General features: G+C 52.8%; 15 protein-coding genes. 10 read left to right on the plus strand and 5 right to left on the minus strand.

What is annotated here, in order from left to right:
• Window positions 1-59: 59 nt before the first annotated feature.
• The 3 genes from AACY82_RS15130 (at window position 60) to AACY82_RS15140 (ending at window position 6,824) form a co-directional block, all read left to right on the plus strand.
• The gene (locus tag AACY82_RS15130) at window positions 60-2,849 is read left to right on the plus strand and encodes a TonB-dependent receptor (RefSeq protein WP_339617676.1); all 2,790 of its coding nucleotides are present in this window, start codon (window positions 60-62) and stop codon (window positions 2,847-2,849) included.
• Window positions 2,850-2,929: 80 nt separating this feature from the next.
• Entirely contained in the window at window positions 2,930-4,819 is a 1,890-nt protein-coding gene (locus tag AACY82_RS15135) for a phytase (RefSeq protein ID WP_339617677.1), read from the plus strand.
• Window positions 4,812-6,824 carry a PhoX family phosphatase gene (locus tag AACY82_RS15140; protein WP_339617678.1) on the plus strand — a complete coding sequence of 671 codons (2,013 nt, stop codon included), beginning with the start codon at window positions 4,812-4,814 and terminating at the stop codon, window positions 6,822-6,824. The genes AACY82_RS15135 and AACY82_RS15140 overlap by 8 nt, the downstream gene beginning before the upstream one ends.
• Before the next feature lie 19 nt (window positions 6,825-6,843).
• On the opposite strand, the gene AACY82_RS15145 is transcribed toward AACY82_RS15140, so the two are convergent.
• The 3 genes from AACY82_RS15145 to AACY82_RS15155 all read right to left on the minus strand — a co-directional run bounded on the left by AACY82_RS15145 (window position 6,844) and on the right by AACY82_RS15155 (window position 11,084).
• Window positions 6,844-9,237, minus strand: coding sequence for an efflux RND transporter permease subunit (locus AACY82_RS15145; RefSeq protein ID WP_339617679.1), 2,394 nt, complete (start codon window positions 9,235-9,237; stop codon window positions 6,844-6,846).
• Window positions 9,230-10,123, minus strand: a complete 894-nt coding sequence (locus AACY82_RS15150; protein WP_339617680.1) for a VacJ family lipoprotein — start codon at window positions 10,121-10,123, stop codon at window positions 9,230-9,232. Before AACY82_RS15150 ends, AACY82_RS15145 begins: the two co-directional genes overlap by 8 nt.
• A gap of 274 nt (window positions 10,124-10,397) precedes the next feature.
• Window positions 10,398-11,084, minus strand: a complete 687-nt coding sequence (locus AACY82_RS15155) for an OmpA family protein (protein WP_339617681.1) — start codon at window positions 11,082-11,084, stop codon at window positions 10,398-10,400.
• Between the two features lie 307 nt (window positions 11,085-11,391).
• Between AACY82_RS15155 and clpB the strand changes: the two genes are divergently transcribed.
• Entirely contained in the window at window positions 11,392-14,040 is a 2,649-nt protein-coding gene (clpB, locus tag AACY82_RS15160) for an ATP-dependent chaperone ClpB (protein WP_339617682.1), read from the plus strand.
• Window positions 14,041-14,106: 66 nt separating this feature from the next.
• Here clpB and AACY82_RS15165 read toward each other — a convergent pair whose 3' ends face one another.
• Window positions 14,107-14,538 carry a DUF4124 domain-containing protein gene (locus AACY82_RS15165; RefSeq protein WP_339617683.1) on the minus strand — a complete coding sequence of 144 codons (432 nt, stop codon included), beginning with the start codon at window positions 14,536-14,538 and terminating at the stop codon, window positions 14,107-14,109.
• A gap of 445 nt (window positions 14,539-14,983) precedes the next feature.
• On the opposite strand from AACY82_RS15165, the gene AACY82_RS15170 reads away from it, so the two are divergent.
• The 4 genes from AACY82_RS15170 (at window position 14,984) to AACY82_RS15185 (ending at window position 23,636) form a co-directional block, all read left to right on the plus strand.
• Window positions 14,984-16,717, plus strand: coding sequence for an acetolactate synthase 3 large subunit (locus tag AACY82_RS15170; RefSeq protein WP_339617684.1), 1,734 nt, complete (start codon window positions 14,984-14,986; stop codon window positions 16,715-16,717).
• 174 nt (window positions 16,718-16,891) lie between these two features.
• On the plus strand, window positions 16,892-17,383 hold the full coding sequence (gene ilvN, locus AACY82_RS15175; RefSeq protein ID WP_339617685.1) for an acetolactate synthase small subunit: 492 nt from the start codon (window positions 16,892-16,894) through the stop codon (window positions 17,381-17,383).
• Window positions 17,384-17,785: 402 nt separating this feature from the next.
• On the plus strand, window positions 17,786-20,920 hold the full coding sequence (locus AACY82_RS15180; RefSeq protein ID WP_339617686.1) for a TonB-dependent receptor: 3,135 nt from the start codon (window positions 17,786-17,788) through the stop codon (window positions 20,918-20,920).
• A 70-nt stretch (window positions 20,921-20,990) separates the two neighbouring features.
• Complete coding sequence (locus AACY82_RS15185; RefSeq protein ID WP_339617687.1) at window positions 20,991-23,636, plus strand: hypothetical protein; 2,646 nt, start codon at window positions 20,991-20,993, stop codon at window positions 23,634-23,636.
• A 33-nt stretch (window positions 23,637-23,669) separates the two neighbouring features.
• Here the strand turns inward: AACY82_RS15185 and ilvY are convergent, their stop codons facing one another.
• Window positions 23,670-24,545, minus strand: a complete 876-nt coding sequence (gene ilvY, locus AACY82_RS15190) for an HTH-type transcriptional activator IlvY (RefSeq protein WP_339617688.1) — start codon at window positions 24,543-24,545, stop codon at window positions 23,670-23,672.
• A gap of 156 nt (window positions 24,546-24,701) precedes the next feature.
• On the opposite strand from ilvY, the gene ilvC reads away from it, so the two are divergent.
• Both ilvC and pssA read left to right on the plus strand, forming a co-directional pair.
• Window positions 24,702-25,718 (plus strand): ketol-acid reductoisomerase, encoded by a 1,017-nt coding sequence (gene ilvC / locus AACY82_RS15195; RefSeq protein ID WP_339617689.1) that lies wholly within the window; start codon window positions 24,702-24,704, stop codon window positions 25,716-25,718.
• Between the two features lie 113 nt (window positions 25,719-25,831).
• A complete protein-coding gene (gene pssA, locus AACY82_RS15200) occupies window positions 25,832-26,734 on the plus strand; it encodes a CDP-diacylglycerol--serine O-phosphatidyltransferase (RefSeq protein ID WP_339617690.1) in 903 nt (300 codons plus the stop codon).
• Window positions 26,735-26,892: the final 158 nt, after the last annotated feature.

Consider the following 26,892-nt stretch of genomic DNA (forward strand, 5'->3'; position numbering starts at 1 on the left):
GCTCTTGGCTTGTTCAAACAAAGCGCGCCAACTAACGATTATCATCACAGGAGAGGGTTGTGACTCAGATTTATAAAAACCGTCGGACATCCAGTATCACAAAACAGTGGTCACGCAATATCTTAGCTTGCGCGGTAGGCGCTTTAGCGGCAGGCAACGCTTTTGCCGATGGCCGCATCAGTGGGCAACTTACCGCCGAAATAAGCGGTATGCCTTTGCAGGGTAGCCGGGTGAAAATTGAAGAGCTCAACCAAACGGCTGTCACGGCCCGCGATGGTCGCTTTGTGATGTCTGGTGTTAAGCCTGGCTCATACACATTGAGCGTGAGCTACTTGGGCGTCGAAACCATGACCCGCGAGATTACGGTCACCGACAACCAAACGACGGTGGCCAATTTTAAAATATCGCCCGAGCGCCCAGAGCAGGAATATGTGATTGTGTTGGGGCAAGCGGGTAGTTTAAATAAGGCGCTGAACCGTCAGCGCTCGGCCGATAATGTGGTCAGTGCGGTGTCGGCCGATGCCATCGGCCAGCTGCCAGACACCAATGTGTCGGAAGCCTTACAGCGTTTGCCGGGTTTGTCGATTGAGCGCGATCAGGGCGAAGGCCGATATGTTCGGGTTCGCGGTTTAGGGCCCGACTACAATGCGGTGACCATTAATGGCGTAAGCTTGCCGTCGCCAGACAGCGGACGACGCGCTGTGGCGCTGGATGTGATTCCCTCGGACTTGCTTGAAGGTTTAGTGGTAACCAAAACCCTAACCCCGGATATGGATGCCAATGCTCTGGGTGGCAGTATTGACATTCAAAGCCTGTCGGCTTTTGATCGCGACGGAAATTTCTATTCATTTACGGCCGAGGGCAGCTACAACGAGCTGACCGATAACACCAGCCCCAAGCTGGCACTGACCGCCTCTGACCAGTTCAGCATTGGCAGCGGAACGGATAACTTAGGGATTGCCGCGGGCGTGAGTTGGTACGACCGCCAGTTTGGCTCAGACAACGTAGAGACCGGTGGCGCTTGGGATTTTGACGATGGCGCCGCTTTGCTGGAAGAAATCGAGCAGCGCGATTACACCATCGAGCGCGAGCGCTCGGGCATGACTTTTAACGTCGATTATAAGCTGTCGGAAAACACCGACCTCTACTGGCGTAATCTGTACAGTAAGTACACCGACTCCGAGCAGCGCTTGTCCAATATAGTCGAGTTTGAAGATGCTATTGGTGCCGGTGATGTAACCAACGCCGAAGTGGCGCGCGAGCTAAAAGATCGCTCAGAGACGCAAGAGATACTCTCAAGCTCACTCGGCGGGAGTACCCGTGTTGACAGCTGGACCTTTGATTATCGCGTGGCACTGTCTGAATCCGGCGAAGACGAGCCGCAACATTTGGGCGGCGCGGCCTTTGCCAGCATCGATGATATTGAAGGCGTATCCTTCAGCGACACGACAGCTCCATATTTGAACGCGCCAGCGTCATTTTCGGATGCCAACAACTTTGAGCTAGATGAAGTCGAGTTGGCGCAGTCGAACACCAATGACACAGATACCAGCTGGCAGTTTGACGTCACTAAAGATTTCTTTATCGGCGCGAGCTCGGCGATGGTTAAGTTTGGCGGTAAGTACAGCGATCGCGATAAAGACAGCGATGTTGAGATCTGGGTGTACGAAGATTTAGATGAGTATGGCTTTAGCGATGACGCGCTGTCCATGAACTCCTACGCCGCATCAAACCCGGGTTACACTTTGGGTAACTTTGGGCCGGGGATTAACTCTGCCGCTGTTGCCGATGCGGTCTCGGGCCTGGATCAGGCAGAGTTTTACTCTGAAGAAGATTCCCGGATTGAAGACTTTGATGTGTCGGAACAAGTCTCGGCCGCTTACCTGATGGGGCGTATCGACCTGGGCGACTTGCGCTTGTTGGCTGGTGTACGTTACGAGGATACCGACTTTAGTGCGCAGGGTACGCGCTACGACGGCGACAACTTCGAGGACAACAATGCCGATAATCAATATGACCACCTACTGCCGTCGTTGCATGCGCGCTATGCATTAGGTGACAACACCCAGCTGCGGGCCTCCTGGACCAATACCCTGGTGCGCCCTACGTTTGATCAGCTGGCGCCGTTTTTTGTTATCGATGACGAAGAGGCCGAGTTTGGTAACCCAGAGCTTGAGCCACTGGAGTCGAGCAACATTGATGTAGGTATTGAGCACTATATGGGCTTGGCCGGCGTGGTTTCTGCGTTTGCGTATTACAAAGACATCGATAACTTTATTTATCAAACGGACTTGGCCGGCACGCCGATGTACGCCGATTATGACGAGGCCATTACCTACGCCAACGGCGATTCGGCCGATATCTACGGTATAGAGCTGGCGTTCTCTAAGCAGTTTACTTCACTGCCTGCGCCTTTTAACGGTTTGCTGTTGTCGGCCAATGCGACCTTTTCGGATTCGGATGCCACGCTGGCTTATTATGATGAAGACGCCGGCGGTGTTGTCTCGCGCGATAGTGCTATGCCCAGTCAGTCTGACACCACCGGTAACCTATCTATCGGGTACGATGCCAGCCGCTTTAGCATGCGCTTAGCGGCCAACTATAAATCTGAATATTTGTTAGAAGTTCAGGATGTGAGCGATGCGGTGCAAGACGTGTACGTCGATGAGCAAACGCAACTGGATTTCTCGGCGCGTTATTATTTAACCGAGGGTATGCAACTGTACTTCGAGGCGGCTAATTTAACCGATGAGCCTTACTACGCCTACGTCAATGAGGCGTCCTATAACGCCCAGTACGAAACCTACGGCTTGACCTATAAGTTGGGTTTGACCATTACCAACTTCTAATACGCGGTAAATAGCAACCGGGCGTCTAAAAAATCATGTAGGGCGCCCGGTGTCGCGAATAAAAACGACAGGACTTAACCATGAAACTAGTTCGAATTTGTTGCGTGTTACTGGCCTCGGCCAGTATCAACGCCTGTGCCACCACAGATCAGTTGCCGGGCAGTGTCTCGGCGGCGGCTTTAGCACCTTTAAGCAAAAATCAATACCTGTTGCTGGATAATGCCGGCACCCTAAACTGGTACGCCGCCGATGCCAGCCCTAAGCCTCTTGATGTTACTCAGGCTGAGTTGCTGGATGTAATGGCGACCGACAGTGCCGTGTACGCCGCCACGTTTGTCGGCGATGAGTATCGGCCAACACTGCTGCGGGTAGAGCCCAAAACACAGTCAGTCGTCGTGGCCGCGCAAGCCGCCGCACCGGCATTTTTACCTGAAGCGCTATGCCTTGACCAAAACAGTGATGGTCATGTTTCGTTATTTGTGGTGGACGAGCGCGGTGGTGCCGAGCAGTGGTTGATGGCTGATCGTAGCGGTCCGATTGATCCGGTTAAGGTGCGCACGTTGGCGATCGCCCCCAATGTAACCAGTTGTGCGAGCGATAATGCCGGTAGCGTGTACGCCACCGAAGAGGGGGTGGGTATTTGGCAATACCCGGCCGACCCGGAGTTGCCCGCCGGCCGTCGGGCGGTGGATATGGCAGTACCTTTTGGCGCATTGGCCGGCGCCAGTGAAACCGTAGCCGTAGTGGGTCGCTCGGTGTTGGCCGTTAGTGTTGATAGCCAAGAGCTGATTATTTATACCCAGACAGACGATGGTTTTAAAGGGAAGGTGTTGGGTCAGTTTGAAAGCCTTGGTGAGTTAGAGGGGCTGCGCGCCTGGTACTCGAGCAGCGATAATAAATTGCACACGTTAGTGCGCGACGACGACAGTGGTTTAATTCACCGTAACCACTGGGCGTTACCGCAAGGCTTTGACAGCAAACAGTTGCAGGCCGTTGTGCCAACCAGCTTGCCGAGCGTTATAGCGACTGTGCAAACAGAGCCTGTGGCGCGCTTTGGTGATGCCGCTGATGACCCGGCCATTTGGGTAAACCCAAACGAGCCCGCCGCGAGCCGTATTATTGGTACCGATAAAAAGCACGGCCTACTGTCTTACGATATGAACGGCAAGCAAATGCAGCTGTTACCGACGGGCCGGTTAAACAATGTCGATTTGCGTTACGGTTTTAATTGGGGCAGTAGCACCGGCGATATCGCCGTGGCCAGTCAGCGTGACCACAACTCGCTCTCGGTTTATCACATTGATGCCGCAACCGGTGAGCTCACTCATCGCGCCGAGATTTCCACCGGTTTAGACGAAATCTACGGCTTGTGTATGTACCAAAACGCCGATGACTTCTACGCCATTGCCAACGGAAAAAGCGGGCGCTTTGAGCAGTTCCTGTTAGCGGTTAATGATGGCAAGGTAACTGGTAAAAAAGTGCGCGAGTTTAGCGTTGACACGCAACCAGAAGGTTGTGTGGCCGATGATGCCCGAGGCCAATTGTTTGTCGGTGAAGAAGATGTCGGCATCTGGGCGTTATCGGCCAAAGCCGATGCCGCCGCAAACCTAGAGCCGGTAAAAATGATCGACGCCGAGTTGGCCGACGACGCTGAAGGTTTAGCGCTTTACCCTGCCAGCAACAGCCGCTACCTGATCGTCTCCAGTCAGGGGGACAATACTTATCTGGTGCTGGAAAGCCAGGCACCTTACCGCACGCTGGGTAAATTTCGCGTTGGCGCAAATACCGCCGCCGGTATCGATGGCGTATCCGAGACCGATGGTCTGGAAGTGACGCATCGCTCTCTCGGGCAGGGATTTGAGTCGGGCGCTTTTGTGGCGCAAGACGGTCACAATGTGATGCCCGAACAGCCGCAAAATTTTAAAGCGGTAAGTTGGCAGGCGATTGCCGAGGAGCTGGGCCTTGAGTAAACGGTTCTTCTTAAAAAATGGCAACAGCTTGCAGGCGGATTTGACCGCTCAAGGTGTTGCCGATATCGATGACATCGCGGTCAACCCCGCAGATAACGAGTCCCTTTGGGCGCTCACCTGCAGCCGGCGCAAGCTGGCTACAGGCTCACTGTCGCTTTGCCTGGCGAGTCTCGCCGGGCCTTTTTCGTTAAGTGGCTGCGCCAATACCAGCGGCCGTAACATCTTTAACGATACTCTGCGGCCGGATATTGGGTTTACTCCGGTGCCAGCCGCGATAGGCGCCAGTGTCGATACAGTGACGGTGCCACAGGGCTACACAGCGCGCGCGTTTTACAGCTGGGGGGACGCGGTTTTAGAGGGCTCGCCTGCTTGGCAGCAAGACGCCAGTAACAGTGCGGCCGATCAAATTCTGCAAGCCGGTCAAAACCACGATGGTATGCATTTTTTTCCTTTCTCGGATGCACCCAACGAGCATGGGCTGCTGGTCATTAACCACGAGTACAGTAACGATACTCTGCACCCGAGTGGCCCTACGGTTACAACCGCCGCCGACGGCAGCAAGCAACGCCCCGCGCAAGAAGTCGCTAAAGAGCAGGCCGCTCACGGCGTTAGTGTGATTGAGATAAAACGCAGTGACGGACAGTGGCAGCAGGTGTTGCCCTCTCGCTATAACCGCCGGTTGAGCGCGAATACACCAATGGACATTAGTGGGCCCGCGGCGGGTACCGACGCGATGAAAACCGCGCAAGACCCTACCGGAACCCGGGTGCTCGGCACGTTAAACAATTGCTCTATGGGGGTGACTCCCTGGGGCACCTACTTAACCTGTGAAGAAAACTGGAAGAACTATTTTGTAAACGGCGACCTGGATGATTGGAAGAAGCGCCCCAGTCATCAGCGTTATGGGGTTGCCGCCGGCGCTCACAGCCACAAGTATTACTGGGAGTCGGTCGATGAGCGTTTTGATGCGACTTTTAAACCCGGCTTGCCTTACGGTGGTTTTGTCAACGAGCCCAACCGGTTTGGCTGGGTGGTCGAGTTTGACCCCTTCGACCCCAGTGCAACGCCCGTTAAGCGTACCGCGTTGGGCCGCTTGGTACGCGAAGGTTGCACCTGTGTGCAGGCCACTGACGGCAGCTTAGCGTTTTACTCGGGTGACGATACCCGTGGCGAGTATGTTTATAAGTTTGTTCCCGATGGCAAGTATGACCCGAGCAACCCCAGCGCTAACCGCCGCCTTTTAGATTCCGGCAACGTTTATTGCGCGGTTTATCACGCTGACGGTAGCGGCGAGTGGCGTGCACTCGTGCAGGGGCAAAACGGTTTAATGGCGCAGCGCGGTTTTCATACTCAGGCGGATGTGTTGATTAACCTGCGCGGCGCGGCGGATGTGGTGGGTGCGACCCCAATGGATAGGCCCGAGTGGGTCGCTGTGCACCCGCAATCGACTGACGGCTACGTTGCCCTTACCAACAACGACGAGCGCGGCAGTACAGAGCGCCAGGCGGTGGATGCTGCCAACCCCCGCGCCGATAATCACCACGGGCAAATTTTGCGCTGGCGCGAGCATGGTCAGCATCCAGCCTCGTTGACTTTCGAGTGGGAGTTGTTTTTGTTGGCCGGCCCAACCCTCAGTGCGCCTGATGCGAAAAATCAGATAGCGCCGCTTGAGGGCGACCGCTTTTCATGCCCCGATGGTTTGTGGTTTGACCGTGATGGGTGCCTGTGGATTGGCACCGATTACGACGAGCTAGAGGAGCCCTATTTGGGGCAGGGCATGAATCAGCTGCTATGTGCCGACCCGGTTACCCGGCAGGTGCGTCGCTTTATGACCGGCCCGGTGGGCAGTGAGATAACCGGGCTGACTGGCACACCTGATGGCACCACCTTATGGTTTAACGTGCAGCATCCGGGGCTGAGCTATCCCGCGTCCGATGGCGCCACCCGGCCGCGCTCAACCACCGTCGTGGTCACCAAAAACGACGGCGGCGTGATTGGCACGTAATGACTTTGGGTCATTGTGCTTAAGCGCTTTTGATAAAGCGCTTAAGCAGCACCGGCAGTAAGGCAAGATCGGTTAGCAGGGCAATTACCATCGCTAAACTGGTTAGCAAACCAAATTGCACGCTTGGTACAAAATCTGAAAACACCAGCAGTAAAAACCCTAAAGTAATAATTGTGGTGGTGTACAGCAGTGCGTAGCCGACACTCATGTGGGTTCGTTCAAGGGCGTGTGCTCCGTCACCTTCGGCCAGCTCTTCACGATAGCGGTGCACATAGTGAATGGTGTCATCCACGGCGATACCCATGGCAATTGAGGCGATGGTAATCGTCATTAAATCCAGTGGTATCGCCATCCACCCCATAAACCCGAGTACGGCGATGGTGGTTAGTATGTTGGGGGCAATGCCGATTAGGGCAATTTTAAACGAGCGGAATAACGCCCAAAAGGTGAGCAGTAATAAAACGTATACGATCCCCAAAGCTAAAATCTGCGAGCGGAAAAGCTTATCGAGGATGTTTTGATAAAGCACAAACAAGTCGGTTAGCTGGTAGCGCTCTTCGGGGATTTCGAGTTTTTCCATGTCAGCGCGAATGCCTGCCAGTAAGTCCGCCCGGTTTAGACCTTCGGTGGTATCTTGTATCCGCGTGCTAATACGCACTTGACGATGCTCTTGGTTAAAATACGATCCCAGTAAGTCGTTTTTTAAATTCTCGTCCATGCTCCAGTACACGGCGTTAAGCTCGTACTCGGTCAGTGGCTTTCCGTCGTTAATTTGTTGCGCCAACTCAGTGAAGTTAACCACAGAGAGTGTATCGCCCACGCCCTTGTGTTCCTCCAGCGCCGCTTGCATCAGCTGCATGGTTTGAATGTCGCGTGCGGTAAACTCCAGGTCGGTATTGCCGGACTTCTCTGGCAAAGTGTACACCAGCTGCAGCGGTGTTGAGCCGCCAAACTCTTGGTCGATAAAGCTCAGCTCTTGGTGCACTTTGGTCGAGTCGCGAAAGTAATTGATAAAGCTGTTTTCAACACTCAAAAAGAATAAACCGCTGCCACCGAGCGCTAGCACGATAAGGCTTGCGCATACCGGCCAGCGCGGGTGTTTTTGTATCCAGCTGGCGTTGGCTTGCAGCACCTTGCTGGCCCAGCGGGATTTTTTACCCGCTGCTTCGCGTTTTAATAGTGACAAGGTTGAGGGAAACAGCAATAAACTGACGGCGATGGATAGCGACATGGCGATAATCATCATCCAGCCAAAACTGATGACCGGTTGAATGTCGGTAAACACCAGCGATGCAAAGCCGATAGAGGTGGTGATGCCGGCGTAAAAGCACGGCTGAACCTTGCGGGCGAAGGTTTCGACTACTAGCTGTTTTTGATCCCAGTCGGGATTGGCGTTGCTGTATTCGCGATACTGAACAATCAAGTGAACGACAATCGCCAGTGTTAAAATCAACTGCAACGCAATAAAGTTAGACGATATAACGGTTGCTTTAAGTCCCAGTAAACCAAACAGACCGACAGTGCAAATAACGCTACTGACGCAGCACAGTACCGGGATGAGAACCCAGCGGATTTTGCGAAACACGATAAATAGCACTAGGCAGATCATCGCCGCGATGGCGCCGCCAAAAATACTTAAATCGCTTTTGATGATGTTAATAAGCTGGTAGCCCAGTACGTGTGCACCCCCCAAATAAATATTGGACTCTGCCTCGTAGGGTTTAATCAGCTCGCGGATTTTGGCGATCTCTTGGTTACGCTGCTTGGTAAGGGCTCGCTGTAGTGGCTCGGCTTTGGTTTGCAGCGCTTGCAGTGTTTTTTGGTCGTCGTCGCTCAGCTCGCTCTCAAGCGCTTTTTCTTGCAGTTCGGTAACTTTTCTGTCGATTTCGCTAAGCTGTTGGTCGGCTTTAAACAATACCTGCAATGCTGTGGCGGTTTGCGGTTGGTTGATCACCAGATCTTCAAAAATGGGGTGGTCGGTAAACACCTTTTTAAGCTCTTCCGGGCTAAAGTCGGCTTGTTCTATCGTCCATTTCTCGGTGGCACCTTCGGCGCTTAAGCCGCCTTTGGCCAAACTTAGTAAGGGTACATTTAAAATTGATCGTACCGATTCGACCCGTTCAATTTTCTCTAGCTGCCCACTGAGCTTGGCGATGTCGTTAAAGGTTTTTTGGCTGAGTACTTTATGGTCTTTGGGTTGGTAGGCAATCAGTAAAAACTCTTGTGGCGAGAAACGCTCGTTAACCACTTGAGTTTGCAGGTACAGTTTGTTGCCTTTTGTGAGAAGGGTGTCGGCCGATGCGTCAATTTTAAAGTTCAGCGCCTGGTAACCCAATACGGCGGTGAGAATCGCAAAAGCGATCAGCACCAATTTATGGTGCTCGACTAAAAACCGAGCGACACGCTTATTCATAATCGGCGTCCCTCATGATGCTTTGCAAGTATAGGTTGCGAAACAGGATGTAGGGGTCTTCGCTCTTGTCGTACAGGGCTTTGTAGCGCTCGGCATCGCTGGCGTAGTCTTGTAAGTAATCGACGGCTCTCGCGCCAAAACGCTCTGGCTCGTCCAGCAAGTAATTGATGGGGTTGAGAAAGTAATCGGTAATAGCCGATGCGCCATCGCGTAAGTCGGAGGGCCCCAGCAGTGGTAAAACAACATACATGCCATAGTCGGCACCCCACGCCATTAGGGTGTCGTCAAAGTGAGCTTCGGCACGCTCTAAGCCAAACCAGGCTTCGGCGGGGTCAAACAGGCCGGCGATGCCCAGTGTTGAGTTAATCACAAAGCGCGCTAAGTTGCGGCAGGCGAGCTTGCCCTCTAGTTGCAGTAGGTTGTTAGCAAAATAGATGGGCGATTTTAAGTTGTAAAAAAAGTTGGTAACACTGTCGCGCACCGGTAGGGGGAGCACTTTAACGTAACCATTAGCCAGCGGGATCAACACGTAGCGGTAAGAAAAGTCGTTAAACGCAAAAATAGCGCGGTTAACGCGAATGAGAGGATCGTTGTAATCGGTATAAGAGACCACCGTTGGCTCGACATCCGGTATTCCCTCGGGGGCTTTAATAATCTTACCGCCGTCGGGTGCATCGGTCGCTAAAGATTCTGTTTGTGCGTCATCGGTGTTTGTTTTGCCGTCGCTGGCGCCGCTCTCGTAGGGTACGTAGGTGCGGCCAATGTCGTTGGCTGGCTGTGGCTGACTGGAGCAACCGGTAATGAGCGCCAATAGTACACTGGTGCACAGCCACAATGGCCAACGAGTTGGGTGATCTAGTCGGTTAGAACGTTTGGCGGTGCTCATATAAAAGGTGTCCACACAAGTAAGGTTCGTGTTTGAGTATTATCGTTGCTATTACACGGGCGGCAGCTCGGCAATCACCTTAGCATAGCAAGCCTTATGCCATAGAGCATATCGCGGTAAAGGGGAGGTTGGCGAGGGCGCGGTGTCCATCAGCTGGCGCTAAATACATTTTATTGTAAATTCTACGAATGGCGCGGGTGACGGCATTATACGCAGCGATACGCTAAAAAAGGGCGGCGGGCGCCGCCCAAGAGGGAGTCTAGAGGGGGCGGGGTTAGTGCGCTTGGGCTAAGCTTTTTTGCTCGGCGGGGTTAATAATCTGAATATCTACCCGGCGCTCTAATGCGTAAGTTTCAATATCGCCAGCGGTGGCGCGTGTGGCACTGGCGCCGTGGGCATTAAGTTGGACGCGCTCGGGCTCGACTCCCGCAGCGACTAACGCCTCCAGAACCGTGCGGGCGCGGTATTGTGAAAGCACATTGTTGTACTCGTCGGTGCCGCGTGGATCGGCATAGCCATCCAGTTGTACCGCCAGCTCAGGGTTTTCGACTAAAAACTTTGCCAAAGTGTTTAGTGCCCGGGTGTTTTGCGCGCTGAGTTGGTCTTGGCCGGTCTTAAACATAACCTGTAGCTCAAGTTGATCGAGAGTGATGGTCTCAAAGTTATCGATGGTGCTGTGGGCGACGTGTAGCTGACGTGTCATATTTTTTAGCTCTGTTTGCGAGGTCAGCCACTTTTGCTCAAGGGCCTCGGCCTCGGCGTTGTTTTCCATTTGCTCGCTGACGTAAACCGTACCGACAAACGCAGCCAGCAAACCCACTGGGCCCCCGATCAGTGCGCCGGCCACCAAGCCACCGGTGGCGACGCCCGCTTGTTTGGTTTCTAGGCTAACCGCGTGTCCCTCAATGGGGGCGATGGCAGTGCTGGCGATGATGGCGCTGGCGAGAAGTGCTTTTTTCATGATGGTGCTCCTAAACAGATGAAAGATGTTTGCTTGCTTCAGGAGCTATTACACACATAAAAACGGGCAAGTCTGTGATGCAATTAAGGCAGCTTAGCGTTCAATTATGATGAAATATGGCGGTCGATAACGGGGCTGGGCCGATTTGGCTTTGAGCCGAGACGCGCCCCCGAGAATGAAGGCTTTTATCCGGGTAGTAGCTTGATATTGAGCGCCGCGCCCTCATCTATTAACCACTATACTCTTGTGGGTTTTATTTGGTGGCAGGGTTCTTCGGGGCTCTTTATTTTATCGCGAGGAATGATGAATGCGAGTAGATCGATTAACAAACCAACTGCAACTGGCGCTATCCGACGCTCAGTCGATGGCGGTCGGTCGCGATCATAGCCAGCTGGAGCCGGTGCACTTGATGTTAGCCTTGCTGGACCAGCAAGGCAGCACGGTACAGCCTTTGCTAACCCAGGCGGGATTTGATGTTAAAGGTCTGCGCAACGAGCTCAATAAAACCCTCGATCGTCAAGCGCGGGTGCAAGAGCCCTCGGGCGATGTTCGTATGTCACCGGAGCTGGGCCGGCTATTAAATCTGGCCGATCGGCACGCGCAAAAAGCCGGAGACAAATTTGTCTCCAGCGAGTCTTTGTTGTTAGCGGCCATGACAGACAAAGATTGTGAGCTGGGTAAGCAGCTGGCGCAATTTGGCAATACTGAACGTTTGCTGCAGGCCGTCGAAGCGGTGCGCGGCGGGGAAACCGTGGATGATGCCGACGCCGAGGGCAACCGACAGGCGCTGGATAAATACACGCTCGATTTAACCGCTCGCGCCGAGGCCGGCAAGCTTGACCCGGTGATTGGTCGTGACGATGAAATACGTCGCACGATACAAGTATTGCAACGGCGCACGAAAAACAACCCCGTGTTAATTGGCGAGCCGGGTGTGGGTAAAACGGCGATTGTCGAAGGGCTCGCGCAGCGCATCGTTAATGGCGAGGTGCCCGAGGGTTTAAAAAACAAGCGCTTGTTGTCGCTCGACTTAGGCGCCTTACTGGCTGGCGCTAAGTTTCGTGGTGATTTTGAAGAGCGTTTAAAAGCGGTGATGAATGAACTCGGCAAGCAAGAGGGTCGGGTGATTTTATTTATCGACGAACTGCACACCATGGTCGGCGCTGGCAAGTCTGAGGGCTCGCTGGATGCCGGTAATATGCTTAAGCCGGCGTTGGCTCGTGGTGAGCTGCACTGCGTGGGTGCCACCACGCTGGATGAGTATCGCAAGTTTATCGAGAAAGACGCCGCGCTCGAGCGCCGCTTTCAAAAAGTGCTGGTTGATGAACCCTCCGAGGCCGATACCATCGCTATTTTACGCGGCTTGAAAGAGCGCTACGAAGTACACCACGGCGTAGACATCACCGACTCGGCAATTATTGCGGCGGCCAAGTTGTCGCAACGTTATATTACTGACCGGCAGTTACCCGATAAGGCCATTGATTTGATCGATGAGGCCGCAAGCCGTATTCGTATGGAGATCGACTCCAAGCCGGAAGAGATGGATCGTATGGAACGGCGTTTGATTCAGTTTAAAATCGAGCGCGAGGCTGTTAAAAAAGATGAGGACGAAGCCAGCCGTAAACGGTTGGCGAAGCTTGAGGCCGACATTGACGAGCTGGAACGCCACTACGCCGAACTAGAAGAAATTTGGCGCACTGAAAAGGCCGCGCTGCATGGTTCGCAGGAAATTAAAAGCAACTTAGAGCAAGCGCGCCTAGATCTCGAAACGGCTCGTCGCGCTGGCGATTTAGCGCGAATGTCCGAGCTGCAATACGGCATTATTCCCGAGCTGGAGCGGCAGCTGGATATGGCCAGCCAAGTCGACATGATGGAGATGACGCTGTTGCGCAACCGCGTGGGCGATGAAGAAATCGCCGAGGTGGTGAGCAAGTGGACCGGTATCCCTGTCAGTAAAATGCTCGAGGGCGAGCGTGAAAAACTGCTTAAAATGGAGCAGGCTTTGCACCAGAGGGTGATCGGCCAAGACGAAGCGGTAGTGGCGGTATCCAATGCGGTGCGCCGTTCGCGCGCGGGTTTGTCGGATGCTAATCGTCCCAATGGGTCGTTCCTGTTTTTAGGGCCCACCGGTGTTGGTAAGACCGAGCTTTGTAAAGCGTTGGCGACCTTTTTGTTTGACACCGAGGATGCAATGGTTCGCATTGATATGTCGGAGTTTATGGAGAAACATTCGGTCGCGCGCTTAATCGGAGCCCCTCCTGGTTACGTCGGTTATGAAGAGGGCGGTTACCTAACCGAGGCTGTGCGTCGTAAACCTTACTCGGTGCTACTGCTCGATGAGATCGAAAAAGCACACCCCGATGTTTTTAACATTCTATTGCAGGTGTTAGACGATGGCCGTTTGACCGACGGTCAGGGGCGCACGGTAGATTTTCGCAATACCGTGGTGGTGATGACCTCGAACTTGGGGTCTGATCGCATTCAGGATCTGGCAGAAGATAAATCTTTTGATACGGTATCGTTTGATGCGACCGGCCAGCTGGCCGACTCGGTCGATAATGAAAACCGCTACGCCGCAATGAAAGCAGCGGTGATGGAGGTCGTTGGCCAGCACTTTAGGCCCGAGTTTATCAACCGGGTTGACGAGGCGGTGGTGTTTCATCCGCTGGGGCAAACGCAAATTCGCGGCATTGCCGATATCCAAGTGGAGCTGCTTGCCAAGCGTTTGGCCGAGAAAGACTTGTCGCTAGATTTGAGCGATGCGGTGATGGACCGATTGGCCGAAGCCGGGTTTGACCCTGTTTACGGTGCGCGGCCGCTCAAACGTGCGATTCAGCAGTCCATCGAAAACCCGCTGGCGCAAGAGCTTTTGGCGGGTAAGTTTGCCCCGGGAGATGTGATTCAGGCAAATTTAGCGGGAGATCGTATTACCTTTACCGCGGCTAGGCCTCATTAATACGTGGGGAGGGCGCAAAAAACAAACGCCCCGTACTTGACGGGGCGTTTGTGAGGCTTGGTCGGTTTAGCAGGATTCGTCGATGATTTGTTGCGCCTGCTCGATTCGCGCGGCTTTTTGCTCCTCATCTAGATAGGTAAAGCTGCCGTCATCGGTTGGCTCACGCACACGGCCACCGCGGCTCAGAATCTCTAAGTTGCTTTTGGCTGTTTTGCACCGTTCGGGGTTTTTGGTGGATGCTTTTTCGCCGTTGGCTTGTTTGGCTTGGGCGGCTTCTTTCTCGGCTTCGCTCGAAAAGTGTGAGTAGTCGACCGGCTCGCTGTGGCCGGTTTTGGGCTTGATGGCGGTACTTTTTTGCCCGCCGGGTGGGCGGGTACCGTAATGTACGCCGCCTTCATCGTCGGTCCACTTGTAAACGGTGTTGGCGTTTGCCTGGGTGCTGCCCAGTGCGCCTAAAAGCGTGATCAAACCCAGCATACGAGCGAATGTTCTGTACATAATCCCCACCTTGGATACATTGTTAGCCACGCTACTATAACGCTTAATCGGCCTTTGCGGAAAACCGCTTGGCGTAAACTGTGACCGAATCGGTCGCTTATCGAATGGTTTGGCTCACCAAACATCGTCAGGCGAGCCTTTATACTTGACAAAAATGATCAAATTGGGACAATAGCGAATTCGCTAGATGGCCCGTAAGCTCTGCCGACAACCTCGGTGTTCACGCTACGCCCAGCAAGTCACCCGCTTGTTGAACCATCCGCACCGCGTAGGCACATCCACCGATGCCGCCTGCCCAAGAAACCGCCATCGCTACAAGCGCGTAACTTGGGGAATCTGCTTAATTCTTTTATGGCTCCACTATCAGGCGCGGCCTTTTCTGCTGCGGTCTTTGGTATAGTGGGCGCATTCTGTTGAGACCAGCTGTATTAAAAGGGGATACACCGTGGAAATGCTATCAGGCGGCGATATGCTAATTCGCTCGCTACGGGACGAAGGGGTTAAATACCTGTTCGGCTACCCAGGCGGCGCAGCACTGCATATTTATGACGCTATTTTCCGGCAACAAGACGTTCAGCACATTTTGGTGCGACACGAACAAGCCGCGACGCACGCGGCCGACGCATACTCACGCGCCACGGGCGAAGTGGGCACCGTACTGGTGACCTCGGGCCCGGGCGCGACCAACGCCATCACTGGTATTGCCACTGCTTATATGGACTCGATCCCGATGGTGGTGATTTCGGGGCAGGTAATGAGTCACTTAATTGGTGAAGATGCCTTTCAGGAGACCGACATGGTCGGTATTTCGCGCCCAATCGTTAAGCACAGCTTTATGATTAAGCACCCGAGCGAAATCCCTGAGGTGGTTAAAAAGGCGTACTACATCGCCCGCACTGGCCGTCCCGGCCCGGTGGTGATCGATGTGCCTAAAGACTTGACGGCGCCATTTGACACTTTCCCGTACGAGTATCCGGATAAAGTCAAAATTCGCTCTTACACACCCGCCACACGCGGTCACGCCGGGCAGATCAAAAAAGCGGCACAGCTGTTATTAGAAGCTCGTCGCCCGGTTATTTACGCCGGCGGTGGTGTGGTGCAAGGCAATGGCTCAGAGCTGTTAACTAATTTGGCAAAGCAGCTGAATTATCCGGTGACGAACACCCTCATGGGGTTAGGTGCCTACCCAGGTACCGATAAACAGTTTTTGGGTATGCTCGGTATGCATGGCACCTACGAGGCCAACATGGCAATGCATCACGCGGATGTGATTTTTGCTGTAGGCGCGCGCTTTGATGACCGTGTGACCAACGCTGTTAAACAATTTTGCCCCAATGCCAAAATCATTCATGTGGATGTAGACCCCGCGTCTATCTCTAAAACGGTTACCGCTGATATCCCCATAGTGGGCTCGGTTGACAGCGTATTGAGTGAGATGCTGGCGCTGATTTTGGAGGGCGACGAAAAGCCTGATGCCGGCGCCGTTGATTCTTGGTGGACGCAAATTAACGAGTGGCGTGAGCGTCACGGGCTATACACGGCGCCGCGCTATGACAACAGCGGTGAAAAAATCATGCCGCAAGACGTGATTAAAGCGCTGCATGAAGTTACCGGAGGCGATGCTTACATTACCTCCGATGTAGGACAGCACCAGATGTTTGCCGCGCAGTATTATCTGTTTGATAAGCCGCGCCGTTGGATTAACTCGGGTGGCCTTGGCACCATGGGCTTTGGTTTGCCGGCCGCGATGGGCGCGCAAATGGCCGATCGCGATGCCGTCGTCGCCTGTGTGACGGGCGAGGGCAGCATTCAGATGTGTATTCAGGAGTTGTCGACCTGTACTCAGTACAATCTGCCGATCAAGATCATTTGCCTGAACAACCAAGCGTTGGGGATGGTTCGCCAGTGGCAAGACATGCAGTACTCCAGCCGTTACTCCGAGAGTGTGTATGAAGACTCGCTGCCTGATTTTGTGAAATTGGCAGAATCTTACGGCCACGTGGGTATCCGCGTGACTAAAAAAGAAGAGTTAAAAGCGAAAATGGAAGAGTGCTTTGCCATGAAAGATCGGGTGGTCTTTATGGATATTTCGGTGGATACCTCCGAGCACGTCTACCCCATGCAGGTCGCAGGCGCGGCCATGCGCGATATGTGGTTAAGCAAGACGGAGCGTACCTAGATTGTGCGGAAAAAGCCGTCCATGGCTTTTTCCTTATCGCGTCGCTATATAGGCAAGAGCGCTGGCAAAAGTACGTCGACTTTCTTGGCACTCTTGCCGATATAGCACCGCTCGCATTTGGCTCGGCGCAAAATGGTCGTGCCTCCGTGCACTCCATAAAATAGAGAATTTTTTATGAGACGAATTATTTCTGTACTGATGGAAAATGCCCCCGGCTCGCTCTCGCGCGTGGTGGGTTTGTTTTCACAGCGTGGTTACAACATTGAGTCACTCACGGTAGCGCCAACTGAAGACGAAACCCTGTCTCGTTTGACGTTGACCACAGTGGGCGACGATCACAAAATTGAGCAAATCACCAAGCATCTGAACAAGCTGATTGATGTGGTTAAGTTGGTGGATTTGACCGAGGGCGCCCATATCGAGCGCGAGGTGATGCTGATTAAGGTAAAAGCCGCCGGCGCACAGCGCGCCGAGATCAAGCGTTGCGTGGATATCTTTCGGGGTCAAATCGTCGATGTGACGGCGAGTCTGTATATTATTCAGATTACCGGCACCTCAGATAAGCTCGATGCCTTTTTGCTCTCTGTGGGCGACGCTTCTATCCTCGAGGTAGTGCGCTCCGGTGTGTCGGGTATTGCCCGGGGCGAAAAAGTCCTGAGTTTATAGCTAGATCTAGACGGGGTGTAAAAAGCCCCGTCAGCCCTCTCTTTTAGCGCTTTCCTCCTTTGTTTATCCCCACTTATTGGCATTTCTGCGACTAAAATCCCACTTTTAGGGGCTTTTGGTGCCTTTTACTGCTAGACACATTTTATATGTAAACCCTGTTTTCCTGTTGAACATGGCCGCCGGGTGCGCTATTGTTGCTGTAATCGGTTACAGGTTATCCAGTTTATTCTGTAGCCGGCCTTATATAAAAGATCATATGAAGTGGTCGAGGATAATAAAAACGCGTTTTCTGAGTAGAAAATCCCAGCTTTCCCGTTAGTTGCCTAGAGCCGTGACGAATACCCTGTGCGTGGCTCTGGTAGTACCTATAAAAAAACATAAGAGTGTGCGAGGAATACAAAGATGATAGATCGCAGTGCATTTTCCCCCCGTCGGAGTGCCTTGGCATTGGCCATTGGTTGTGCCCTTGGGAGCTCGGCCCTGTTTGCCCAAGAGTCCGATACCACCCCGCAGGCCAGTGGCGATGAGGCGTTATTGGAAGAGGTTATTGTTCGTGGGGTTCGCCAGTCGCAAGCCGCGGCCATTGATATCAAGCGCGACTCGGATCGCATCGTCGACTCGATTGTAGCGGAAGATATCGGCAAGTTGCCCGACTTGACGATTACCGACTCGCTGCAACGGGTAACCGGCGTTCAGATCAATCGCGAGGCCAACGAGGGGACGTCACTTAATATTCGCGGTATGCCTCAGGTGTTAACCACCTTAAACGGCGAGCAGTTCTTAAGTCCTTGGAGCATTACCGAGGTGGGCGCCAATTACTCGGATATTCCTGCTGGCATGATCAGTGGGGTAGATGTATACAAATCTCAGTCTGCCTCTATGGTGGCCGGTGGTATCTCGGGCGTGGTGGACTTGAAAACCATGTCTCCGCTTGCCATGGATGATGGCGTGACTGCCAATCTGCGCGCCGAAGCCTCTATGGGTAGCCGTTCAAAAGATGAAGTGAATCCAGATGGCAGCACCGGTACGCGCGACCCAGACTACAATCTAAGCGGCTTTTTCGGCTTTAAAGTCAACGACGCTTTAGCGTTTAATGTTGGCTTGTTTACCTCCGAGAGCTACAACGCCAACTACTCTATGTGGGAAAACCCGCAGTTTGGTTTTCTCGACCAGAAAAACGGTACACCAACCGACCCGCTGGATTTTGACGGCGACGGCGACCTGGTCAATGACTGGTACTTAGTGCCGGAAAGCTTCGGTGCCACGAGCAGCTTTGTTACCCGCGAGCGCGAAGGTGGCTCGTTTAGTGGCGAGTGGCAAATTAATGATAACTTCACGCTGCGCGGCGACGCATTTTACACTCAAATGGATCAATACGACCGAGGCGTAAAAGTTGCGTTTAATGGAAACTCGGCAGTGGATTCTTATCCGGTTAATGGCGAGCCGGGGACGGAGCAAGGCCTGAATAACGCGCTGCAAGAAGGCTCAGTGTTTAGCGAGGGTGGCAATTTCACCTACGTGGATGACAATGGCCAATCACAAACCGCGACCATTCATAGTTTACAGGTAGCCGACCTGCTGTCGCCGGACTTTCAAACCACATCATCCAATAAAATCGATAAAACCGCGGCGCTGAATACCAATTTGCAATTGGATTACACCAATCACGATAACCTAACGGTAACGGCGCGGTATATTTATGCCGAGGCAGAGAAACGTCAGCGCGAAGCTTCTTTAAAGCAAGGCAGTCCTGCTTGGCTGTGGGTTGATGAGGATGGCATTTCCGGCAAAGACCCGATTGACCCTTATCCGGCCATTATTGACTACCGCGGTGATTATCCATCTTTTCAGTTTGAGCGCGATGTCTCGGATGCGGCTTTGTTAGCCAACTATCAGGCGGACGCTAAAGGTAACAACACTGAAGGCACTCTTAATGTTGCCCGTATTGACTTGAATTACGACTTTGATGGTGGCCTTTTTGAGTCCGTCGATGTGGGGCTGCGTCACGGTATTCGTGAGGCGGATTATACTGAGTTCTTTTATGTCACACCGACCGAGCGTTATCCTGATAACCAGCGTATTCCCATTGATAAACGTAACCAGCTATATTCGGGTAATCGCGTATGGCAACGCTATCCAGATTTTCGGAATTTTAATTACGAAGATGAAAGCCAAGCTCTGCGTGATGCCGGTTTAATCGATAACGGTTTCTCGGCCGCCGATACTGTAGTGTTTAACGATTTTGGGCCTTTCTCGGGTTTTGATAATGGCGTGTCGGCGCTTGACCCCGCGCAGTGGGATTCTCCGCTGACATTTATGAACCGTTTGTACCCTGGCACTCGCACGGTGGAAGATCCGTCTTTCGCCTTCAATGTGGAGGAGGCTTCTACCGAGGCATCGGTGCAGTTTAACTTTGATTCCGGTGATGGCCTATTTGGCATTCCTTACAGCGGCAACGTTGGTTTAAAAGTGATGCACACTGAGCGCACGGTGGAGCGTAATACCGTGCCCGAAGTATTGGATGTGTTTAACTCCATCGGTTCCGTCGATTATCAAAAACTCGCCTTTGTATACGACATTGAAACCAAAGAGCGCTCGTTTACCCAGTACTTACCATCGGCTAACGTTAATTTGTACCCCGCCGATGACGTTGTTGTACGGTTTGCGGCGGCGCGCACTACATCGCGTAACGACTTAAAACGTGTCGGTTCCGGGCTTCACTTGTGGTATACCCAGTGTGAAAAAACCGATGAGAATGGCGATCGGGTATTGGTTGTCGACACCTCGGGTAATTTAGTCGGCGAGGACGTTACTTGTGTCGGGGGTGGTAGTGACAACGGCAGTATTGATATCGATCCGTGGCTTGCCGACGTCTATAACACCTCTGCCGAGTGGTATTTTGATGAAGATGCGATTCTTGGTGTGGGCTTGTTTTACATGGACGTGGATACGTCTGTGCGAAGCTTTCAGGAGCGACGTCAATTTGTTGATGGTGACGGTATCGACCGGGGTAACTCCGGTAACGTGTGGGTCTACGACAACGCAAACGGCTCCTCGCTTTACGGCATGGAGTTTGGTTATCGTCAACCGTTTACCTTCCTTCCCGGCAGTTTCTTAAGCTCTACCGGTATTGAGTTTAACTATACCTACTCTCAAAGTGAATCCGAGCAAAAAGACCTTGAAGGCAATACCTTGCCTTTGGAGTCTAACTCTGCACATCAATCTAATCTGATTCTTTGGTATGACAACGCGGGGCTGAATGCGCGTATTGCCTATAACTGGCGCAGCAAGCAGTACGACGGGTACGCGGAGTTAAACACCAGCGGTACACCGGTGGAGTTAGCTAACTGGGGAGAGCCGGCCGGTTATCTCGACTTGTCTCTGAGCTACTGGATTAATGAGCATGTCAGTGTGTACCTAAACGGTACCAATCTGACCGCGACTGATCGCAGAACTTACGCCCAGTACGAAGACCAGTTACAAAGCATTAATGTGCAAGAACGGCGTTACGCTGCAGGCTTTACTCTGACCTTCTAAGGCTCGGTAATCAGATACTCGTTTCCCGCGTTAAGCGCGGGAGCCAAAAGAATAATGATGGAGTTTGGATATGAAAATGAAATTATTACCATGGGTTGTAATGACCGGTGCGTTAACGCTAAGTGCATGTGGCGGCAGCGATGGCCTGCTGGGTGAAGATAACGATGTGGATATGATGTACCCGGAGGCGGGTGCCGAAGATCCTGCGGATCGTCCGCGTCCGCCCGAAAGCGAGCCAACCATGACCACAGTAGGGCCGTTTGTGCTGGATGTGGCTGGCAACATAGCGATGTTGCGCGGCGTTACTCTAGAATTTTATAGCAATCCTTCACTGATGATCGACGCGATAGAGCCCGTGGCCGCCACTGGCGCTAATGCGGTGCGCCTGATGGTAAATAAAGATGTTACCGAGGATGAGCTGGATGGCGCCTTAAGTGTTATTGCCAATAACAATATGGTGGCGGTTGTTACGCTAACGGACGATGGCTCAGCTCTGCAGTGCCAAGAAGATCCCAACAGCTTAATTGATGCGGTGAACACCTTGTGGCTGGACAAATGGATTGCCGTGTTAGCGCAAGATCGCTTTCAGGGGCGTGTCATTATTAATATAGCCGACGGCTGGGGGCCAACGGGTGTTTTTAGTGCCGCAAGTTTGGGTTATCAAGATTATATTGATACCTATAAAGCGTTAATTCGTCGCTTCCGCGATGCGGGCTTCAAGTTGCCCTTAATGATTGACGCCGCAGGCTGCGGCCAAGATTTTAATGCCTTTTTAGTGGGACGTGGGCAAGAGCTGTTATCTGCCGACCCCGAAAAAAATCTAGTTTTGGCAGCCGATGGCGATGGCCAGCGCTGGGATAATACCGATAAAATAATTTCGGCCAATACCCTACTTGCACAAGAGGGCGTGCCTTTTGTGATGAATGCCTTCGGTGGTTCTGAGACGGGAGAGTTTCCGGTCGATCACAATGACATAATGTTGCAGGCCGCTGGTAATGTTGCCGTATCGGTGGACACCCCCTGGTCCAGTGCCGAAGATGGCGTCGGTTATGTCAATGCCTTTGGCGAAGTCATTGATTTAAGTGGTGGCGCCTCATCGCTGGATGTGTTTATGGATCGTCGTTACTTGGAGTTTATGCGGGTGGCCCCCGGCAGTTCCAACTACGCGCCTAACGGTACCACCGGTATTGCTATGTACTTGATAGACACCAACGGCAACCGTTTACGCTTAGGCACATTTTTAGCGCGCGAGTTGCGTGAGAATACCTGGAACAAGCTACGCTTTGATGTGCCTGCGGAAATTGATCCGGCTAATCTTATGAGTGGCGCCACTGAGTTTGATCAGACGGCGGTCACCCATGTGGGTGTTGAGATAATGGCCAACGGTAAGTCGGACAGCGCCAAAGGCGAGATCAAGTTTGATAATATGAATCTCTTCCCCGGCGTGCCGCCTGTTTACACTGCGCAGTTTAACACTGATGGTGATGCTGAGCAGTGGATGGTCGATGGGGCTGATTCCTGGGTTGCGGAGGGTAGCTTGCAGGCTTTGCCAACGGCGGGGCAGGTAAACTATCAAATGGCATCTTGGAACGGCGACGCTATTGGTCAAATCGATTTTAGTAAGACGCTTAATGTTACTGTCAGAATGTTTTTACCTGATGAGTATGCGGGTGATTTGAGCAATATGTGGATGAATGCGTTCGGCCAGTTTGGTGAGGGTTGGTCATGGAACTCGATATCGGTGAGTCCATCGCAATTAGTGCCTGGCGAATGGGCCGATTTAAAGTACACGGTAAACTTTAATGAAACCGTGCAGCCGCCTTCGGATATTTATACCGCCCAGGCGTTTGGCTTGCAGTTTGGGGGTATCACTACGCCCAAGTCAGAGCCGATATTGATCGACTCGTTTGTGATTGAAGACCCGTCTGCCCGCCCCACTAAGGTCGTGACTGATACTCAATACAAGGCGACTTTCAGCAGCGGTACAGAGGGTTTTGTAAATGCCGGCTGGGACGGTGGTCAAGTGGAGCTCGCTAATGTCGATGGTGCGTTGCAGGCTAGTGTTCCCGCCGGTGATGGGGGTGCCGTCAATAAAGCCGACGTCAATTCGGTGCAAGAGATTAATTTTGGCGGTAACCTCACGGTGAAAGCTAATATCTTCTTGCCAGAAGCTTTTTCCGGAACCGATTTCTGGATGACGTTCTTCTTTCAAAGTGGTAGCTGGCAGCACTTTGCTTTTGGCGAAGTTGATATGACCGCGATGAACTACGGCGAGTGGAACGAAGTGGAGTTCGAGATCACCGATGACGATTACCCCGCAGATTTTGCGCGTACGCTGTCACCGCAAATGTTTGGCTTTCAGTACGGTAACACCGTTGCAGGTGAGTTTATGGTGGATGACATCGAAATTGTCGGGGATCGTATCGTGGATGATTTGCAGCCTATCTACCAACAAGGCTTTGATATTGCCGGCGCGGTGGATGACCTAGCTGTGGACTTTACGACAGGTGCGTTGGATGCTGGCAGTATGTTAACGGCCAAAAGCCTAGGCTTCCATGTGGTGCCCTTTGGCTGGACGGCAAGCACTTGGTACGACACCACAGCGCTGACTATTGCCGAAGACGTGCTGGGGGAGGCTTTAACCGAGCGCGGCGATCAAGTGGTTAATGGCCCCAATGGCATTATCGCTACATCAATACCTGTAATGTTCGAGTAACTTTGCACGGCGCAGTTCAGCTGCGCCATTCCGTCAAGGTGCTTTGTCGGCAATCTGCTGCCAAAGCGCCGAGACAATCGGGCTTTTTAGTCGCTTCTTTAAAACGCATATTCCCGTTTCAAAAGGCCCCAAGTCGGGTTGCCGTGCTATTTTTTTTACCTTCTCTTTTAGTGGGCTATTCTCCAGAACAATCAGCGGGACGAGCCCCACCCCAAACCCTAAGCTCACCATGCTCACGATGGCCTCATTGCCTTTTACCTCGGCATAGATGTTGGGGGTTAACGATTCTTGTCGACACCAAGCGTCAAACCGTTCGCGGGCCAGTCCGTCCTCCGAAATAATCATAGGTAAGTTACGCCACTGTTTGGGGGTGCCGCCTAAATGGAGGCTGTCGATGGGCCCGATAAATACCAGCGGCGAGTGAGCGATAGGCTTAAAGTCGAGCCCTGTGGGCAGGCGCTCGGGGCGGGTGGCAATGGCGACATCCTCCAGGCCACTGGTAACCCGATCAATCGCTTGGGCCGGGTCACCGGTGTGCAATTTAATGTTAATACCCGGATGGCGAGTGCGGAACTCGGTAAGAATGTCGTACAAAAAGCTATAGCTGGCGGTCACCGAGCAGTACAGACTCAGCTGGCCACGCAGCTCGGTAGCATCGGCGAGTAGTGATTCCTGAAAGGTTTCCCATTGTTGTAACGTCTCGCGGGCAAACTGCAAAAACCGGGTACCGTCATCGGTAAGCGCGACTGAACGATTGTCACGCTCCATCAGTTGGGTGCCTAGCTCGTCTTCTAGCTGCTTAAGGTTGCGGCTCATGGTCGAGGGGCTAACGTGGCAGGCGATCGCGGCGCGGCTAAAATGCCCGGTATTGGCTAGGGCGATAAAGAGCGACAGCTTTTGCGTATCCATAGTGTGTTGCCATTTTTGCAATGTAAGGTTGCGAATATATCATTTTACGTTATGTGAAAAATTAACTAAACTGCGCGGGTCTTAAAAATTTCATTTCGGCAGCGCTGAATGGCGCTGCTGTTCTATTGTTCACCTTATTTTTGATAGGAGTCTGCTATGCAGGTTTATTACGATAAAGATTGCGATCTTTCCATCATTCAGGGCAAAAAAGTAGCCATCATCGGATACGGCTCACAGGGTCACGCCCATGCGTGCAACCTGAACGACTCTGGCGTTAACGTCACTGTTGGTCTGCGTAAAGGCTCTTCATCGGTTGCTAAAGCCGAGGCCCACGGCCTTAAAGTGAGCGAAGTAGCCGAAGCCGTTGCCGGCGCCGAAGTGGTTATGCTGCTGACTCCCGACGAGTTTCAGGCCGAGCTGTACCGCGATGAAATCGAACCGAACTTGAAAGAGGGCGCCACTTTGGCGTTTGCTCACGGTTTTGCGATCCATTACAACCAAATCGTGCCGCGCAAAGATTTGGATGTGATCATGGTTGCCCCTAAAGCACCAGGCCATACCGTGCGTACCGAGTTTGTTCGCGGTGGCGGTATCCCTGACTTGATCGCTATTCAGCAAGACGCCTCGGGCCGCGCTAAAGATGTCGCCCTGTCTTACGCCAGCGGTGTTGGCGGTGGTCGTACCGGTATCATCGAGACTACCTTTAAAGACGAAACCGAAACCGACCTGTTTGGTGAGCAAGCGGTTCTGTGTGGCGGTGCCGTTGAGCTGGTTAAAATGGGCTTTGAAACCCTGACCGAAGCGGGCTACGCGCCTGAGATGGCCTATTTCGAGTGTCTGCACGAGCTGAAGTTGATTGTTGATCTGATGTACGAAGGTGGCATCGCCAACATGAACTACTCGATCTCTAACAACGCCGAGTACGGTGAGTATGTTACCGGCCCTGAAGTGATCAACGAAGAGTCGCGCGCGGCTATGCGTAACGCGCTTAAGCGTATCCAAAACGGTGAGTACGCCAAGATGTTTGTCGCCGAAGGTGCACACAACTACCCGTCAATGACCGCTAACCGTCGCAACAACGCGGCTCACCCCATTGAGCAAGTGGGTGAAAAACTGCGCGCCATGATGCCTTGGATTCAGGCCAACAAGATCGTCGACAAAGACAAAAACTAAGTCGCCTCTTGCTTGATTCAGGGGCGCATGCTTCTGACCACAAACCCTTGCCTAGCGCAGGGGTTTGTCGTTTTTGTGTTACGCTAATGTTTTAAACCGGCGAGATGGAATGTATGAGCCAAGATCCTGATAAGCGTATCGACGACGAAGAGGCCGATAGCCTCTTACCGTTTGACGAACATGTTGAAGAGGTGCAGGAGGGCGATAAAAAGGTTCGTCATCGCGGCGTCTATTTATTGCCCAACTTATTTACCACTGCTGCGCTGTTTAGTGGCTTTTACGCCATTATCTCGGCTATGCATGGCCGCTTTGAAGTGGCTGCTATCGCCATCTTCGTCGCCATGGTATTTGACGGCCTAGATGGACGGGTCGCTCGAATGACCAATACCTCCAGTGCCTTTGGCGAGCAATTCGATAGCTTAGCCGACATGGTTTCATTTGGTGTGGCTCCCGCATTGGTGATTTTTAATTGGGGGTTGGTTGACCTCGGCAAGGTGGGCTGGGCAGCGGCCTTTGGGTTTACCGCCTGTGCCGCACTGCGCCTAGCGAGGTTTAATACGCAAATCGGCACTGTCGATAAAAGCCAGTTTGTCGGGCTTGCCAGCCCCTCTGCGGCGGCCTTAATCGCCGCTATGGTGTGGGTGGGGCACGACGTTGACGTCGAGTGGGGTATTGCCACTGCCGCGACCCTGATTACGATTTTGGCGGCGTTGCTTATGGTTTCCAACGTTCGCTATGCCAGCTTTAAAGGTATCGACTTTCGCGGCCGTGTCCCTTTTGTGGCAATGCTTGCGGTTGTGTTGGTGTTTGTTGTTATTACCATCGATCCCGCTCGCGTATTGTTGGTAATGGCGGTGAGCTACGCCTTCTCGGGGCCGGTATGCTGGCTATGGCAGCGTAGAAACGTCTTGTTTAAGCGTCGAGAGCCGGCGGTTGCTGCTCAGACTACATCAAACGAAGACGGCCTAGAGTCTGACACAAAAGGTGTCGCTCCAAAAGATGAGCCCAAGCCTTGACCCGGTAAGAGTCAAAATGGCGATAAAAAGGCGGCGCAAGCCGCCTTTTTTGTGTCTGTAGTTTGCGCATTGGTTTGGTCGGTTTTTACCCGATTTAGCCGGCGTTAAAGAAAGTGTAAAAATAATGTGATTAGGGGCTTGTGCGATTCGGATTGGTG

Origin of the sequence: uncultured Gilvimarinus sp. (genome assembly GCF_963972205.1) — a bacterium.
Taxonomy (GTDB): Bacteria; Pseudomonadota; Gammaproteobacteria; order Pseudomonadales; family Cellvibrionaceae; genus Gilvimarinus; species Gilvimarinus japonicus.